This window comes from Streptosporangium sp. NPDC000396 (assembly GCF_042898655.1).
Lineage (GTDB): Bacteria > Actinomycetota > Actinomycetes > Streptosporangiales > Streptosporangiaceae > Streptosporangium.
Genome location: NZ_JBIAZA010000023.1, coordinates 13,618 through 29,406, shown reverse-complemented (window position 1 = coordinate 29,406; position 15,789 = coordinate 13,618). Strand labels below are relative to the sequence as shown.

At 67.3% G+C, this 15,789-nt stretch carries 13 protein-coding genes and 1 tRNA gene; 7 read left to right on the top strand and 7 right to left on the bottom strand.

What is annotated here, in order from left to right; genetic code table 11:
• Positions 1–19: 19 nt before the first annotated feature.
• The 5 genes from ACFY2X_RS31920 to ACFY2X_RS31900 all read right to left on the bottom strand — a co-directional run bounded on the left by ACFY2X_RS31920 (position 20) and on the right by ACFY2X_RS31900 (position 7,303).
• On the bottom strand, positions 20–3,367 hold the full coding sequence (locus tag ACFY2X_RS31920; RefSeq protein ID WP_389945614.1) for an NACHT domain-containing protein: 3,348 nt from the start codon (positions 3,365–3,367) through the stop codon (positions 20–22).
• A 137-nt stretch (positions 3,368–3,504) separates the two neighbouring features.
• Complete coding sequence (locus ACFY2X_RS31915; protein ID WP_389945611.1) at positions 3,505–3,708, bottom strand: SHOCT domain-containing protein; 204 nt, start codon at positions 3,706–3,708, stop codon at positions 3,505–3,507.
• Positions 3,705–5,252 (bottom strand): cobyric acid synthase, encoded by a 1,548-nt coding sequence (locus ACFY2X_RS31910; protein ID WP_389945608.1) that lies wholly within the window; start codon positions 5,250–5,252, stop codon positions 3,705–3,707. The genes ACFY2X_RS31915 and ACFY2X_RS31910 overlap by 4 nt, the downstream gene beginning before the upstream one ends.
• Positions 5,253–5,499: 247 nt before the next feature.
• A complete protein-coding gene (locus tag ACFY2X_RS31905) occupies positions 5,500–6,519 on the bottom strand; it encodes a cobalamin biosynthesis protein (protein ID WP_389945604.1) in 1,020 nt (339 codons plus the stop codon).
• Positions 6,503–7,303, bottom strand: a complete 801-nt coding sequence (locus ACFY2X_RS31900) for a phosphotransferase enzyme family protein (RefSeq protein WP_389945601.1) — start codon at positions 7,301–7,303, stop codon at positions 6,503–6,505. The genes ACFY2X_RS31905 and ACFY2X_RS31900 overlap by 17 nt, the downstream gene beginning before the upstream one ends.
• A 409-nt stretch (positions 7,304–7,712) precedes the next feature.
• Here ACFY2X_RS31900 and ACFY2X_RS31895 point away from each other — a divergent pair, with 409 nt between their 5' ends.
• The 3 genes from ACFY2X_RS31895 (at position 7,713) to ACFY2X_RS31885 (ending at position 9,929) form a co-directional block, all read left to right on the top strand.
• On the top strand, positions 7,713–8,168 hold the full coding sequence (locus ACFY2X_RS31895) for an NUDIX domain-containing protein (protein WP_389945599.1): 456 nt from the start codon (positions 7,713–7,715) through the stop codon (positions 8,166–8,168).
• Between the two features lie 481 nt (positions 8,169–8,649).
• A tRNA-Arg gene (locus ACFY2X_RS31890) sits at positions 8,650–8,723 on the top strand.
• A 513-nt stretch (positions 8,724–9,236) separates the two neighbouring features.
• Positions 9,237–9,929, top strand: coding sequence for a DUF6348 family protein (locus ACFY2X_RS31885; protein ID WP_389945596.1), 693 nt, complete (start codon positions 9,237–9,239; stop codon positions 9,927–9,929).
• Between the two features lie 186 nt (positions 9,930–10,115).
• Here the strand turns inward: ACFY2X_RS31885 and ACFY2X_RS31880 are convergent, their stop codons facing one another.
• Entirely contained in the window at positions 10,116–10,730 is a 615-nt protein-coding gene (locus tag ACFY2X_RS31880; protein WP_389945593.1) for a Scr1 family TA system antitoxin-like transcriptional regulator, read from the bottom strand.
• A 481-nt stretch (positions 10,731–11,211) separates the two neighbouring features.
• On the opposite strand from ACFY2X_RS31880, the gene ACFY2X_RS31875 reads away from it, so the two are divergent.
• From ACFY2X_RS31875 to ACFY2X_RS31860, 4 genes are all read left to right on the top strand, one after another.
• Positions 11,212–11,619 (top strand): hypothetical protein, encoded by a 408-nt coding sequence (locus tag ACFY2X_RS31875; RefSeq protein ID WP_389945590.1) that lies wholly within the window; start codon positions 11,212–11,214, stop codon positions 11,617–11,619.
• Between the two features lie 295 nt (positions 11,620–11,914).
• A complete protein-coding gene (locus ACFY2X_RS31870; RefSeq protein WP_389945588.1) occupies positions 11,915–12,169 on the top strand; it encodes a hypothetical protein in 255 nt (84 codons plus the stop codon).
• Between the two features lie 129 nt (positions 12,170–12,298).
• Positions 12,299–12,514, top strand: a complete 216-nt coding sequence (locus ACFY2X_RS31865) for a hypothetical protein (protein WP_389945585.1) — start codon at positions 12,299–12,301, stop codon at positions 12,512–12,514.
• 356 nt (positions 12,515–12,870) lie between these two features.
• Entirely contained in the window at positions 12,871–13,386 is a 516-nt protein-coding gene (locus tag ACFY2X_RS31860; protein WP_389945582.1) for an NUDIX hydrolase, read from the top strand.
• A gap of 23 nt (positions 13,387–13,409) precedes the next feature.
• Here the strand turns inward: ACFY2X_RS31860 and ACFY2X_RS31855 are convergent, their stop codons facing one another.
• Positions 13,410–14,636, bottom strand: coding sequence for an IS110 family transposase (locus tag ACFY2X_RS31855; protein WP_389945578.1), 1,227 nt, complete (start codon positions 14,634–14,636; stop codon positions 13,410–13,412).
• Positions 14,637–15,789: the final 1,153 nt, after the last annotated feature.

Below are 15,789 nucleotides of genomic sequence, written 5' to 3'. Positions count from 1 at the left end.
CATGACTACAGACGCATGATCACAGGCGCCTGATCCTCGCCGTCGGGTGGAGCAGGTCCGTGTTCCGCAGCTTCTGATTGCGGTCGACGGTGATGACCAGGTGAGACTTTCCTTCGAGGGGCGCCACGTCGATCGTGTGGGCCAGTCCCCGCAGATCGACCCGCTGGAGCTTCTCCAGCGGCTCCAGAGGCGAGAGATCATGGATCTTCACGCAGCCTCTGATGTCGATCTCCCGTAACTCCCGGCATCCGGAGAGCGGTGCGAGATCGACGAGGTCGCGGCAGAACGGCAGGCTGACCGCTTCGAGGGCGAGCGACGCCAGGGGAGCGAGGTCTTCGAGCCGGGGTGCTCGCTGAATTCGGATCCGCCTGACGTTCGCGCAGTTGTCGACAAGCCGGGCGAGCTCTCCGTCGTCGAAACGGATGCTCTCCAGCTCGATCTCCGTCAGGCGGGGAAGCGAGTCGAATATCCCGGGGTCGGGAAGCCTCAGGCAGTCCCACAGGTGCAGCGCCCTCAACCCCGGCAGCGAGGCCAGCACAGTGAAGTCCGTCACCTTGCGGAGCTGGTCCAGAGTGAGGTCTTCGACGGACCGGAAACGATCGAGAAACCCGAGATCGGACACCAGATCGTTCCGCAGGATGGCCGCTGTCCTGAGGGAGGGCGGCATGGCCGGCCACGGCGAGTCGACCGGATTCTCCCTGAACCGGACCCACAGCCGGTCCAGGCCGGGATGCTGGTCCAGCACGTCGAGCGAGCCCGGCGTGACGAGTTGGAAGACGCTCAGCGAGCGCAGGGGACGGACGTCCCTGAGGAATCCCAGATCCTCACCGGGGAAGGCGACGCGCAGTTCCTCCAGATTGCGCAGGTGTTTGAGATGCGGGAAAATCTTTGGATTCTCCACATCCGCATATCCGCGCATCACACGGCGAACCGTGCCGTGAGGGGAGAACGAACCAGCGATCATGCTGACGTGGAGGGGCGAGTCGGCCATCACCCGCCGGGCGTACTCTCCGGGGTCGAAGTAGTTCCATCCCGTGATCAGCTCGTTCTGCACTTCGAGACGGGAGTCGGCGGAGTAGCGGGAGAGCTTCTCCAGCGCGTCCTGGCCGTTGATCAGCCAGCAGGTCCGCACCGTCGCCGCCGCCCGCGCCGGGGAGAGCCCCGACACGTCGTCCGGCAGCCTCCGGAGCACCTCCTCCCCCGCCGCCGCCAGCGCTCCGGCCTCGTTCATGTTCCTGGGCGGGATCACTTCGGCGAGACACTTCTCGACGTCGTCGGCGAGATCACGCGGCAGTTCCTGGATCGTCTCCAGGCAACCGGCCATCAGAAGGCGCAGCCGCCGTGCATGCCTGCCTCCCTGACCCGCGCGGTCGAGCAGCCCCCTCAGCAGTTCCCGGCGCAGGGGCGCGTTGGCATGACCCGCGGCCATCACCACGGTCTCGCGCCACTGGTCGAGGTGAGCCCGGTCGACCAGTGGCTCGACGTCCGCGTCGTCGGCCGCCTGCTTGGCCGCCAGATACTCCTGCACGGTCCGGTGCACGAAGTCGATCCGGCCGGGAACCGGTTCCCGGATGACACCGCTGCGCTGGAGCAGGTGGTCCAGTACGGCCTCGGCCGTGAAGTCCACTCGCGGCATGGTCCGGATCTTCTCCTCCACCCGCCTCAGCGCCGTGGTCCTCGACAGCTCCGACCGCCCCCACACCGCGAGCTGCCACGCCAGGTCCTGCAGGACCCGCACCTTCTGCTCGGCCTCCAGCGTGACCTCCGAGGCGATTCCCCTCTCGAGGTCGCGGCGCTGGAGGAGGAGTTCCAGCGCCGCCGCGTACAGCCCCATCCGGTCACGTGGCAGTTGCTTGCCCCGGTCCAGGTTGAGCGCGCACAACATCGCCGCGAGCAGCGGGGTCGAGGCGAGCATCTGCAGGTGCGGGCCGCTCTCGAACCTGGCCAGCAGCGCGCCTTCGTATTCGTCCAGCTTTTCGGGCGCGCACGGCAGGCTCTTGGAACCGCGCATCGCCACATGCCACTGCCTCACCAGCTCGCGCAGGTCGGCCGGGGTCATCGGCTCCAGCGTCACCGACGAGAAGCCCTCTTCTCCGAGCCAGCGCGCGTCGGCCGCCGCCGGGCGGGAGGTGACGACGGTCCGGGTTCCGGGATAGGCGGCCAGCAGGCCGCCCAGCCACTGCCGCACCGCCGGGCGATGCCGTACGGCCAGCTCGTCCACCCCGTCGACCAGCAGCAGCGCCCGTCCCGAGTCGAGCACCCGGTGCGCCCAGCCGTCCGGCATCCGCCCCGCCACCGGCCCCGCGACGTCCGCGAGGAAGTCTTCCGGACCGGGAAGGTCCCCGGAAGGATGGCTGCGGAGTTTGACGATGAACGGGACGGAGCCGTTCCACTCGGCGAGATCGCCGGAGAAGCCGCCACGGGCGGCCGTCACCGACAGCCACCGCAGCAGCGTGCTCTTGCCCGTCCCGGCCTCGCCCCTGAGCAGAACGCGCGGGGACCGGCCGAGCGCGCTCTCGACCCGCAGCGTACCGGCCTCCTCATGGGCCGTGGCCTCGGTCAGCTCGGCGAAACACGCCCGCGTGGAAGGCTGGTACCGGTCCAGCGTCTCGGCGGAGACGCTGAGGCTGATGTAGGCGACGCTCAGCGTGGCGCGGGGACGGTAGTTCTCCACGCGGACGCCGAACAGCTCGACCTCGTCGAGGGTGAGGCTGAGGTGTTCGAGGTAGCGGCGTTCGAACTCGTCGTCGTCCTGGGTGCCGGAGGGCGCGTCGAGCGAGCGGGCGGGGAGGCGGGCGAGTGCCGAGGAGATCTGCTGTCCGAGAGCGGCCACCTGTTCCTCGACGGACGACATGCGGCCGAGGACCTCGGTGGCGGCCCGGGGCAGATACTGCGGGAGCTGCTGGAGAATCCGGACGAAGCAGTCGAGACACTCGTCCAGCAGCACGTCGTACAGCCGCGCCCCCGCCTCGCCGAGCTGCCTGGCGGGATCGGGCAGTCCGGCCCGGAGGCCCTTCGCGATCTTGATCGCGTCCATGTCGGCGGCCAGGACGGCCCTGTCGGAGAGGTCGGCTGCCTTGAGGGCCGCCACGACCTCGTGGAGAACCGCCGCCCGGTCGTTCTCGGCGAGCCCGCCGTACTCCTTCTCCACGAGCACCGTGAGCCGCCGCTCCACCCCGTCGGCGATGGCGTCCAGCTGCCGTTCGAGGCTGCGCCGTACGAAGCGGTCGGGAAAGCCGCTCTGGATCAGCGTCGCGAGCTCCGCGCCCCGCTCGGCCCTGGCCGCCCGGGTGGCGAGTCCCTCCCGCATGGCACGTTCCGCGACGGCCTTTCCGGCGGCGGCGACGATGGCTTCCAGTCCGGACATCCTGCTCCTCGCGCGCGGTGAAGTTCACCCTCAAGGATCACCCAAAAAGCGGCGAGGTGCCGAAAAATCCGATCATCGGCGGGCGGCCCGCCTCGCCCCGGACCCGCGAGGCCGGGACCGAGGCGACGGCGTGTCTCCTACCAGTCTTGGGAAAGGCCGGACATGCGGCGGAAGTATTCGTCCTCGTCGATCTCACCGGCCGCGTAGCGGCGCTTGAGGATCTCACGGGGGTTTTCGAGGACGGGATTGCGCGCCTTGGACGCGCGGCGCATCAGGGCCAGGCCGAGAACGACCGCGGCGATCAGGGCCAGGATGAAGAGGATCAACAAGATCCGGATCATCGTTCACCTCCCACGCCTCTATTGTGCGAGAAATCCGGTGCCTCGTGGAGAACCTCGCCCGGTGGCAGAACGGGCAGGCTCCGCGGCGCGCCCCCCTCCAGGAGCCGGGACAGGGCCTCGGTGTCCACATGCCGTTCCACCAGATCCCCCAGGACGTCCAGCCGCTCCTGCCGCAGGGCGGCGAAGGAGACGTCCGGGGCGGGGACGAAGTCGCGGCCGGAGACCGCCGCCACGTCGGCGAGGAAAGCGCGGCGGAAATCGTCGTTCTCCAGGGCCCCGTGCCAGGTGGTGCCCCAGACCGGCCCGACCCGGCAGCCGTCGAGGAAGGGGTCGCCGCCTTCGGCCGTCACGACGCCGTGGTGGATCTCGTAGGCCGCGACGCGGCAGCCGTACGCGGTGCCGACCGGGCGGCCCAGCGTCTTACCGGCCGCGAACTCCACGGTCGCGGGCAGCAGCCCGAGCCCCTCGACCCGGCCCGCCCCGGACTCGACGTCGTCATGGATGGTCCGGGCCAGCATCTGGTAGCCGCCGCAGATGCCCAGCACGGCCCGGCCCTCGCCCAGCACCCGGTCGCGCAGGGCCTCGGCCAGGCCTCCGGCGCGCAGCCAGGCCAGGTCGGAGATCGTGGCGCGGGAACCCGGCAGCACCACCAGGTCGGCGTCGTCCAGCTCGGCCGGGGAGGTCACGAAACGGACCACCACACCGGGCTCGGAGGCCAGGGCGTCCACGTCGGTGAAGTTGGAGATGCGCGGCAGCCTGACCACCGCGACCCGCAGGGTCTGCCTGCCGTACGGCGTGCGTGCCCCGATCGCGGGCCGGTTGTCCAGGGCGAGGGAGTCCTCGACGTCCAGCCACAGGCCGTCCGCCCAGGGCAGCACGCCGTACACCTCCCGGCCGGTCAGCTTCCTGATCATGTCGAGGCCGGGTTCGAGGAGCTCACGCGCCCCCCGGAACTTGTTGATCACGAAACCGGCGACGAGCGCCTGGTCGGCGGGTTCCAGCAGGGCCACCGTCCCGTACAGCGAGGCGAAGACCCCGCCCCGGTCGATGTCGCCCACCACGATGACCGGCAGGTCTGCGGCCCGGGCCAGGCCCATGTTGGCGATGTCGCCCCTGCGCAGGTTGATCTCCGCCGGGCTGCCCGCCCCCTCGCAGATCACCACGTCGTAGGAGCCCCGCAGCCGCTCCAGCGCGTCCACGGCGACCTGGCGGAGCCGGTCCTTGACGTCCCAGTACTCCATCGCGTCGACATCGGCCAGCGGCCTGCCCATGACCACGACCTGGCTGCGCCGGTCGCTTCCCGGCTTGAGCAGGATCGGGTTCATGTCCGCGGTCGGCTCCAGGCCACACGCGGCGGCCTGCATCGCCTGCGCCCTGCCGATCTCCGCGCCGTCGGCGGTGACGAAGGAGTTCAGCGACATGTTCTGCGCCTTGTACGGCGCGACCTTCACGCCCTGCCGGGCCAGCCAGCGGCAGATCCCGGCGGTGACGACACTCTTACCCGCGTCGGAGGTGGTCCCGGCGACCAGCAGGGAGCCTCTCATGCGTCCATCCGAGGGACCTGGTGCGTGACGCCGGTAGCGGCACCGGTGACAACTTGACCAGTTTTGCCCGTTTGGTCCATGACACGGGGACCGGCCGGGATCACGAGCGGCTCCTCAAGTGGATCGAAAATCATGGTGACCAGCATGACGCGCGGCCTGCCGCGCCGCTCACCCAGGTCGCCCGCATCCACAGCCCCGCCGGAGCGGCTCCCCTCCGCTCGGAGCGGGCCACGGCCGGTCGGCGGGACTACCTTCGCGAACCCCGGAAGGCCGCGAGGACGGCCAGGCCCGCGGCGGTGAGACCCACCGCCCGTGCCAGCCGTACGGACCTGCGGATGTCCTTGACCGACGGCTTGGGCCCGTCACCCATCTCGGGCCGGTGCTCCACCCGGTCGCCGTAGACGTTGGCGCCGCCGAGCGTGACGTCCAGCGCCCCGGCGAAGGCCGCCTCGCACCGGCCCGCGTTGGGACTAGGATGACGGTGGCCGTCTCTTCCCAGCATGGCCGCCGACCGGCGGACCGAGCCGCCGACCACGGGGGCGTTGAGAGCCGTGAGCAACCCGGTGATCCGCGCCGGGACGAAGTTGGCCACGTCGTCGAGCCGCGCCGCGGCCCACCCGAAACGCTCATAACGGGCGTTGCGGTGACCGACCATCGCGTCCAGCGTGTTGATCGCCCGGTAGGCCAGCAGCCCCGGAACCCCCGCCACCGCACCCCAGAACAGCGGCGCCACGACGGCGTCGGACGTGTTCTCCGCGATCGACTCGACGGTCGCCCTGGCCAGCTCGGGCTCCTCAAGCAGCGAGGGGTCACGCCCGCACAGGTGCGACAACCTCGCGCGCGCCGAGGCGAGGTCACCGGCCTCCAGAAGCTCCGCCATGGCCACGCCCTCGCGCCCCAGAGTCGTGCCGCCCAGCACCGACCAGGTCGCCACGGCGCTCAACGCGCCCCGCATCACCGGGTTCCCCACCCGGGTCGTGACAAACCCCAGCAAGGCCGCCGGGGCGACGCACAACCCCACGTAGAGGACCCCGTTGGGCCGGGCGTCGCCGTACACCCGCTTCTCCAGCGCGGCGGCGGCCCGTCCGAACAGCGCCACCGGATGCCCGCGCTGCGGGTCGGCGAGCACGGCGTCGAGCGCGACCCCCGCGAGCATCCCCAGCGCCTCAGCCCGCCTGGAGGAGACTCGGTCAGCCTTGACCCGCCCGGAGAAGGATCGGTCAGCCTTGGCCCGCCTGGGCGAGGATCGGTCAGATGAGATGGGCATGAAGCTCGTCCTGGTTGTTTTCGAGCCACGCGCAGGCCCGCCGGATGCGCTCCCCCGCGCCTCCCGCCCACATGCGGGCCCAGCCGCCGCCGACGGTGACTGCCTTGGCGCGCATGGCGTGATAGGAGCGGTCGAAGCGGAGCCTGGCGAGGTCGAGGAGGCGGCGGCGATCCCGTGGCGCCAGGCCGTACGCGTCGCAGAACAGGCGCAGCCGAGGGCCGATCTCCAGGGAACGCTGGAGCGGCTCCAGATCGACGGGATCGGCGATCGGGCCCCAGTGCCGCAGGGTGGTCACCACGTCGAACAGCCGGGTCGTCGGCCGGGCCATGTCGAAGTCGATCAGCGCCGAGGGGGTCCCATCGCGGAAGATCACGTTGTCGAGGGTGATGTCGCAGTGGCCGATCAGCTCCGGCGCCGCGTCGTCATTGGACCCGGCCTCCCAGACAGCGTGCGGCGGCGGGACGAAACTCGCCGAGGCGTCATGGAAACGCCGTAACAGAGTCGCCAGGGCGGCCAGCGACTCGCCGGTGACCGCATAGGCCGGCAGCGGCCTGGCCGCGGAGTCACCGTCGACATAGGTCAGGATCTCCCTGCCCAGGTCGTCCAGGCCCACCACCCGAGGCGCCCCGTCGAACCCGACCGCCTCAAGATGCCGCAGCAACGCGTGCACCGAACGCGTGGAAGACCGGGTGGGCCTGCGGACGGTGTCACCGACCCGAACCACCCCGTCGGTCACATCACCGCCCAGCAGGGGAATCTCCTCTTGGAGCGTGGCGGCGAACATGCCACCCGAGCCTAGACCGGTCCGACCAGTGGGGGAAACGCGTTTGATGAACCGGCTGCGCCTGGAGGGACGGCTGATGCAACCGAACATCTCTCCACATGCTCGAATTTCTCATGATTTCCACGACTTCATGCACCTTGCGTGACTCACACAACTCGCATGACCGGACGTGCTGGAGGCGCGGCTAACCGTCCGCGGGGTGCACTCGCGGTTCGAGTACGACGGATCCAGCGCGGTCGAGGCCCAGCTGTACGAAGAACTACCGAGGCTCTCACCGAGGACGGGTTCCCGCCGTACTACCGCATCGACACCGGGGAGGCTCCACCGCAAGTCGCCGCTACGGCCATCATCGACCGCATCCGTCGACTATCGTCACGCGGGCAACGCTCGCACCACCAGGAGGCCCACTATGGCAGAGCGGTATCAGGTCACCGTCGATGTCCACGTGATCCTGCAGCGCGGCGATCAGATCCTGCTGTGCCTGCGTGAGGGCACCGGGTATCGCGACGGCTGGTATTGCCTGCCGTCCGGCCATCTGGAGGAGGGCGAGACCGTGGTGGAGTGCGCCATCCGCGAGGCTCACGAAGAGGTCGGCGTCGTCATCAACCCGGCCGATCTGCAGCCAGCGACTGTCGTCCACCATCTGCCACCCGAAGGCAAGCCCCGGGTGGGGATGTTCTTCGCTGCGTCAAGATGGGACGGCGAGGTGGTGAACGCCGAACCGCACAAGTGCGGCAGGGTCGACTGGGTGCCGGCGGATCGGCTGCCGGACAACACGGTGCCGTACACCGCGGCGGGCATCGCAGCCTACCTCGGCGGCGTCGGGATCGACGTGCACGGCTGGCCGGAGCTCGCCACCAGGTAGATGAACAGCACGGCGCCCCTGCCCCGTCCAGGTGGGGGCGTCTCCGTGTCCGCCTGCGGACGATCACACGGCTCGGCGGGCATGAGCGGCATGGACGATCTGATGGCGTTCCTTCGCGCTCGCTGAGACGAGGAGGAAGCTGACGCCCGACTCGCGGCCACCACCCTGTACGGACGTCGCTGGTGTAGCGCAGTCCGGCCAGGCCGGAGACACGGATATCGATCCACCCGCTCGGGCATGGAATGATGCTCTAGGTACGCGCAGGACAGGTACCCCGTCTGCGTGCAGGAGATGATCGTGCTGTTGGGCCGATTAGCAGATTCCCGGACGAGAGCCTAGGAAGCAAGTAGGACCAGCAGCCACGGTGATCTATCCTGTTTCCGGGTGGCGGCGTGAGCGGATCCTATGCTCTACCCTTAGCGTGCGTCTGCCGTTCGCTAGCTCTCAGTCGGCGAAACCGCATGTCAAACAACTAAATCAGGCGCCCTTAGCTCAGCTGGATAGAGCACCGGACTTCTAATCCGACGGTCGCAGGTTCGAATCCTGCAGGGCGCGCAACCAGGACCAGGTCATCTGCACTCTGACCTGGTCTTTCTCATGTTCCGGGATGGACGCCCCCATGCAGTCGGAGGCAGCCGTGAGCAGCCGCACGCCACTGGTCGCGGAACATACACGGAATGCTCTGCAGCCCGTTCCCCCAGGTCGGCAAGCGGATCCGGAGTGACGGGGGACGGATTCCGTCCCCCCGCCGAAAGGGTCCTGGGAGACCGAGGCCCTTGATCCGACCCGACACCGCATTCCGTGATCACACTGCCGACGCGCCCCCTTCGGTATCCGCCTCCCACTACCCGTCGATGCACTCGATGTGGGGCCGCAACATCGCGTCCGAGCCCTAACCGGCCCGCTCAGCGGCCTATGGCTGGAGCGGCAGCGAACGGACAAGTCGGCGGCCTCACGCCATACGGCTTGAAGAGGGAGTAGATGATCAGACACAACGGTGGCGGCTGCCTGCCGTGCGGTACGGTCTGCTCTGTAACGATCACGGTGAAACGCGAAGGAAGAGTCGTCATGGACGGTGACCGGCTGCCGGACGAGGTCGTGTTGAGCATGGTCGCCCGGCATTTGTCCGATGCCACAAACAAGCCCTGGCACGTCACGGATGGCATGGTCAAAGAATCCGGCTCGGTCGCCATCGTTCTCGGCAAGGATCACACTGGCAATCCCGGCCGCCTCGATCTCGATTTCGTTCTCAATGTCGACCGGCCCGAGGACACCACGATCAGCGACTGCGTCGCGGGATACGGCGGCACCCCCGAAGAGGCTGTGAACCGCGCGATCCAGCTCTGGCTTGGCACCACCGGCAGCGCTCTTCTCGAACTTCTCAGCCAGGACGGCTCCTTCGCCGGGCACTTCGCCTCCGATGCGCCCGACGGATTCCCCGGCTGGCATGCCATCCACGGCGGTGTCATCGGATGGGGTACCGGTGACGACTTTCTGGCCGTCCAGCACTGGGCGGTGAACAATCCGCTTCTGTCCCGCCTGGCCCCGGTGCTGGAGGGCACGTTCGATCGCGACCACCTGATCGGCATCAAGGCGTTCTTCGGCGGCAGCAAGGACACCGAGACCGCCGAGATCCGGGTCAACGGCGTCCGCCACGAGGCGGCCTCGGAGATGCTGACCGATCTGGACTGGCCCCGGCCGGCCGAAGGCCTGTCCTACGCTCGGACGTTCCTGCTGCTCGTGCACAACGAGACCATGTGAAAGCGAGACACCGCAGTTCTCGAAAGATCCACACTCCGGAAAGCCAACGGAACGGGTGAAATACCCCACGACTCATTTCGCAGTTGGGCAAGCGGTTCCGGAGCGCTGAAGGCAGACTCCGCACCCGGACCAAAGGACCCCGGGGAGACCGAGGCCCTTGGTCCGGTTCGATGCTGGAACCCGTGATCACACCGTCAACGCATCCTCTATCCGGCGGTTGGCCACCTCACGCTGTCCGTCGATGCACTTCGCGTAGACCCTCAGCATCACGTCCACCCCGTGGCCAGCGCGTTCAGCCGCCTCAGTCAGAACAAAGGAGAACTCCCGACCGGACTCGAACAAGACCACCTGCGCCTCTACCCGAACCGCCGCAGCCCTCGCCGCATCCTCTTCATCCATGTCCCGGCCAATCGCCAGCGCCAACCGGGCGTACTCCCCCGTCTGCAACAACGCCGGGATCATCGCCGACTGAAACGACACCACCCGGCGAGCCGACCGCAGCCGGGCAGCATTCGCCGCCTCCCGGCCCGCAAGCCCACCTCTGAGGCGGGAGACCTCATCGCGCAGCCGCACGAGTAGGGTGTCCAATTTCCCGCGGGTTGCTTCGTCCAGGCCCAGCGCCTCAACGAGCCGATCCACCGTTTCCGGAACCGGAAGCAGCCGCCCGGTCTCAATCCGAGAGATCGTCGGCTGCGCCACCCCGGCCCGCACCGCCAGATCCTTACCGGTCAGCCCGGCATCCTTGCGCAGTTGCCGAAACAGCTCACCCAGCGCCCGCAGGCGATCCCGACGATCCTCCACACCCAGCGTTCTACCAGCCGCCCACACACCGAGCGCCGCTCATCCCGGATCACTGCCGAATTGTTCTCATGGGTATCAAGGCGGCGGCGCGGCGCGCCGCCGTACCCGGCCCGCCGCCTGCCCGTCGCCCGGGCGTGCGGCGTGGGCGCCGGTCTCGAACGGCGGCAGCTCGGGCCGCACCGCCGACCACCGCACCCGCCGTACTGAGCGAACTCACCGACGCCGGCGTCGCACCGCCGCACATATGCAGCCCTACGATCGCCTGACGATGGCTGGTCTCCGTTCGTGGTCCGGGGCGATCGACGATCCGGCGCTTCGTTCCTCAGCACCGGCTCACCGGATAGCGGGGTCCTCAAATCGCGTGGCCAGGCACGCGAGCGTTGACTCGGTCATAGAAAGGCAGCGGCTGGAGGATCAATCTCGCGAGAGCCCAGAATCCTTGACTCTCGTCCCAGGAAGCGATCCCAACTACGGTGGAATCATGAGGGTAAATCGCCGGTTCTCCTGGCGGATCGGCGCAATGCATGTGCTCGGCCTCATGATCGCGCTGACCAGTTGCTCGCACACCGTCAATTGCAAGCCTTGCCCCGGCTACTACTTCTATGCTGACGCTTCCCGCGCGCTGGCTAATCGCGCTCAGACCCTGGATGTTTGCTCGAAAGGACATCCGTGCGTGACCCTTCCCTTGGACGATCCCGCCTACTCCACGCCAACGTACGAGGGCGCGCTCGCAATGCTGGGTATCAGCGGTGTTGAGGTTCATGAGGGCACCGTAGACCTGGTACTCAAGGACAAATCAGGCAATGTCATTGGACATGGCACTGGGGCATACCAGTATCCCGATCGCAGTACATGTCAATGCCGAACGATTCACATAAAAGTCGAGTAGCTGCTCCGCCACGAAGGATCAGGACCAGCCAGGCCGCCTGGGTTGCAGTTCGGGTTACAATACGAGGCCGTTCACAGGCGTTCAGGATGGACCACCCACGCCCTCTGACCTGCATTGGACTATCTAGAACGACTCGAAGTGGATCTTTTAATCCGAAGGTCTGGATTCGGATCCAGCATGTTTCATCTGCGGATGGGCTGGCAAAGGTGGGTGATTAGGCTGAGCCACCCGAGTCTCGCGGAGACTCCGACGCTCTCGGACTCCACTCGTCTGGCACCGCGACTACGGTGAGGGCATGGACGAAGCCTGGGTGAGCGCAGAGAAGTGGCGTGAACAGGTTCGGGGCCGAGGTTCCATCGAGCAGGACCGTAAGGCGCTAGCCCGGTTGATCGAGCATGACCGTGATCCGTTCGAAGTCGAGCTCTACGAGTACGCCTCAGCCCCGCAGGCGCGGCTCATCGACAGAGCTGAGAGGTCATACGCCGGTCAGTACGACCGCCGCCCACGTCGGCTGCGAGAGCGCGCCCGGCGCGCCGAGCTCGATCGATAGCCGCTGCGGGATATATGCGGGATGATCTTCTGCGGTTGAGATCTAGGAAGAGACTTCCGCCCAGGTCAGAGATCCTGTCAGCATCTGGAACACAGCCCTCTGTAAAACCGTCGGCAGTAGGCTGACCGCGTGGACGAGATCATTCTCCGACTGGATCGGGAGACCGCAGCAGTCCTGCGCGACCACATCTACATGGTCGGTGAACACTTCGCGGCCGGCACGCCCGTCGAGCAGTTCCCGCAGGAAGACGCGGAACGACTCGCCAGGGTCATGTGTGATCTGGACAGGGCACTCGGTGGTCCTGGATGCATGGCATGTGCCATGAGCGGCCGCTCGCACCACTAAGGGCTCGCCGCTAAATAACCCGCAGGTTCACATGCTTCTGAACTGGGCGGATGACCTGTGAATCAACGATTTATTCCTCGGCGAGCCCTAACCCTCCGGGGTCAGAAGCAAGATCCGGAACATGTGCGGAATACCCACCCCTCCCCTGCAAGATCACACGGATTGACAGCAGTTCATCGCGCTACCAAGCCAAGAAACGGCGATCCACTTCTAATCCGACGGTCGCAGACATCCGATCTGCCTAAGACGTCAAGCCGTAGCCGCCATATGAATGAGATTTGAACCCGCGGCTTCCTCTGTCGAGCGGGTTTCCGAGCGTGCCGGCTGGTGTCTCCGCCCTCCATATGATCGTTTCTATGTACAAGATGATCTTCCGGTCATCAGCCCGGGTGCTGCTGATCGACCACCTCGATCGGATTCTGCTCTACCGCGGCTTATTGCTGCAGGTGGAGAACCCTTTCTACGCATGGTTCACGCCGGGAGGCGCTATCGATCCCGGGGAAACCCCGCAGCAGGCGGCCGCCAGAGAACTACGGGAGGAGCTTGGTCATGTTGCAGCCCCCGAGGCTCTTGGAGCGGTCGTGGCAACGTGTGCAGGAACATGGTCCATGCACGGCGAGGTCTTTTCCGGGCACGACTCCTACTTCGTGCTGCGCGTGCACGGACTGAAGGTGGATACCTCCGGTATGGACGAGGAAGAGCGCGCAGTGACCGATCGTTTCCACTGGTGGACGCCATCTGAGCTCGCCTCGGCAACTGAACTGGTCGTGCCAGCGGGACTTGCTCCATTGATGGAACGTCTCATCGGCGGAGACCTCCCGGCAGAGCCGGTTGTCTTGCCATGGCACCTGCTGGACAATCAGCGCTCTTGACCTGATTGTCCGCACCCGAGGCGTCAGGCTATGACGTTCCGGCGAACTGGAAACGCCGATGATTCTTCGTACTCCTTGCGTTTCTGCAGGCAGTGGAACAGGCAGCCGAGCATCCGGTTGAAGGTGTTGCGCAGCGCGCTGGAGTGCCGGTCGCCGTCATCTCGCCGGCGGTCGTAGTGCGCTCGGGGACCTGCGGCTCTCAAAGAGGCGAAGGCCCACACGTACCCGGCGGCCGCCAGGCGCTGGTTCTTCACCTTGCGGTGGTGGACGACCAGGCTCTTGCCGGAGGCACGGGTGATGGGCGCCGCGCCGGCGTAAGCCTTCAGCGCGCGGGCATCGGCGAAGCGGGTGCGGTCGTCGCCGATCCCGGCCAGCACGCGGGCACCGGTCAGGTCCGCCAGACCCGGAAAGCTGGTGATGATCTCAGCGTCGGGATGCTGATGGAAGGCCTCGCTGGTGGCCTCGGCCAGATCGTCGACGGCGCGGCAGGCCGCGTCCAACTGCAGCAGCAGGGCCTGGGCCTGGCGGCCGAGCGCCTCCTCCACCAACGGGAGCCGGCGAAGGTGTTCTTCACGAAACAGCGCCTGCAGCCGGTCGGCCCAGGTCTCGATGTTGCGCTGCCGACCGGAGGCGCGCAGCAGGGCGTGCAATCGGCGGGCGGTGAGCTTGGCGGCCGCGGTGGGCGTAGGTGCCGCCTGCAGGACGGCACGAGCCTCACGGGAGGTCAGGCCGATGTTCTTGACGTGGAAGGCCTTCAACGTCGCGGGAAAGTACTCCCGCAGCAGCGAGCGCAGCTGGTTGGCCAGCTGCTGGCGGTTCCACACCGCGTCCTGCTGCGCGCGAGCCAGCACCGCGATCGCCTGCACCAGCTCGGAGTCCTGTGGCAGTGGCCGGTGGTGGTCGGCGTCGACGCGCAGGATGTTGGTCAAGGTTATGGCGTCGGCGTGGTCGGACTTGGCGCGGGCGACGGTGTGGCGTTCGCGGTAGCGGGCCACGGCCAGCGGGTTGATCGCATACACCTTGCGGCCGGTGGCGCGCAGGCAGGACACCAGCAGCCCACGGCTGGTCTCGATCGCCACCGGGATCTGCTCATCGGGGTGGTCACCGTGTTCGGCCAGCAGCTCGACCAGCGTCCGCCAGCCGCGGGCGTCGTCGCTGATGCGTCGTTTGGCCACCAGCCTGCCGGCCTGGTCGACCAGGGCGACGTCGTGGTGCTTTTCCGCCCAGTCGATCCCACATGTCACCGTCAACAGCATCTCCTTCGTCGGTCGTAGCGGCAGGTGAGCCGCGCAGGGGCACGCCACGCCCTAATGAGAGAGCTCGACGGCTCGACATCCGATAAGCAGTTCGTGGCCCCAGCCGGCCGCAGGCCCGCACGCTGCGCAAGGGCTCGAAGGCCCCGGTAGACAAAAGCGGTGTCTCCTGCGGCTGGCTCACGCCACGATCATGGCGAAAAGGGGCCGAAAGGCGGGCGGTGATCGAGAGGGACCGAGGCGCACTGCCTTAGCAGAGGGCTCCGGGCCCGGTACCGACTCAGGCGTTTACTCGGTCCCCATCGACCACCACCCGCCAGACCTCCTCGCCCCATCGCGCACGGCCTGCGGTAAGGAGTCACGCTCCGGTTCGAATCGAGGCATCAGGGGCGAGTGCCCGAGTCGGTGAACTCGGGGGCGTACGGAGTCATTAGGTTCGAATCCCGCAGGGCGCGCCACCAAGACCAGGTCATCTAGCTGTTGACCTGGTCTTTTGCATGTGTGCGGCCTGCACGGCTCACGCAGCCGCAGGCGGTCAGATGCAACCGTATGCCAGTGGTCGCGGAACATACGCGGAATGCTCTTGGACGCATTTCCCCAGGTGGAGCCGAGGGTTTCGGAGGTCCGCGGGATGGTTTCGAGTCCTTCGGGGCACGCCGCGGAGTGGTCCGCGATGTCGAGGTATGGCACCATGCGGTCCATGACGACCCGAAAGGCCGATGCCGCGTAGACGGCCGAGCGCCCTGCGTGCGCACCTGTGGGCGGCCTTCCCAAGCCATCGTTCACCCATCCAGATCCCCGGTGTCTCCGGCCGGACCTGTGCAGCCATCGCACGAATCGAACGCCAGCACCGGCACTTAGGACCCGGAGGCGTTGCTGCGGCCTTCGCCGAATACAAGGGGTTCCTACGGCAGCCCGGCCGCTACCTCTACGTACTCGAAGCGGCTTGCCCGTGCTGCGATCCGATCCAAGCCCGTGACACCCTGGAATACGCGCTCCGGCGTCTTAGCCGATCGGCGAGGCGAGACCTCTCACGGATCGTGTCGAGGCTGGATGACGAGTTCTATCGCCGAACTCTCCCCGATCCCCGACCACGTCGCTACCCGCAGTACTCCGACGGATGGTGGCATCGTCGCCTTCACAGAGGATG

Coding starts and splice junctions, on each gene's coding strand:
- ACFY2X_RS31920 (WP_389945614.1), bottom strand. CDS start 3,367: ATGTCCGGACTGGAAGCCATCGTCGCCGCCGCCGGAAAGGCCGTCGCG.
- ACFY2X_RS31915 (WP_389945611.1), bottom strand. CDS start 3,708: ATGATCCGGATCTTGTTGATCCTCTTCATCCTGGCCCTGATCGCCGCG.
- ACFY2X_RS31910 (WP_389945608.1), bottom strand. CDS start 5,252: ATGAGAGGCTCCCTGCTGGTCGCCGGGACCACCTCCGACGCGGGTAAG.
- ACFY2X_RS31905 (WP_389945604.1), bottom strand. CDS start 6,519: ATGCCCATCTCATCTGACCGATCCTCGCCCAGGCGGGCCAAGGCTGAC.
- ACFY2X_RS31900 (WP_389945601.1), bottom strand. CDS start 7,303: ATGTTCGCCGCCACGCTCCAAGAGGAGATTCCCCTGCTGGGCGGTGAT.
- ACFY2X_RS31895 (WP_389945599.1), top strand. CDS start 7,713: ATGGCAGAGCGGTATCAGGTCACCGTCGATGTCCACGTGATCCTGCAG.
- ACFY2X_RS31885 (WP_389945596.1), top strand. CDS start 9,237: ATGGACGGTGACCGGCTGCCGGACGAGGTCGTGTTGAGCATGGTCGCC.
- ACFY2X_RS31875 (WP_389945590.1), top strand. CDS start 11,212: ATGAGGGTAAATCGCCGGTTCTCCTGGCGGATCGGCGCAATGCATGTG.
- ACFY2X_RS31870 (WP_389945588.1), top strand. CDS start 11,915: ATGGACGAAGCCTGGGTGAGCGCAGAGAAGTGGCGTGAACAGGTTCGG.
- ACFY2X_RS31860 (WP_389945582.1), top strand. CDS start 12,871: ATGTACAAGATGATCTTCCGGTCATCAGCCCGGGTGCTGCTGATCGAC.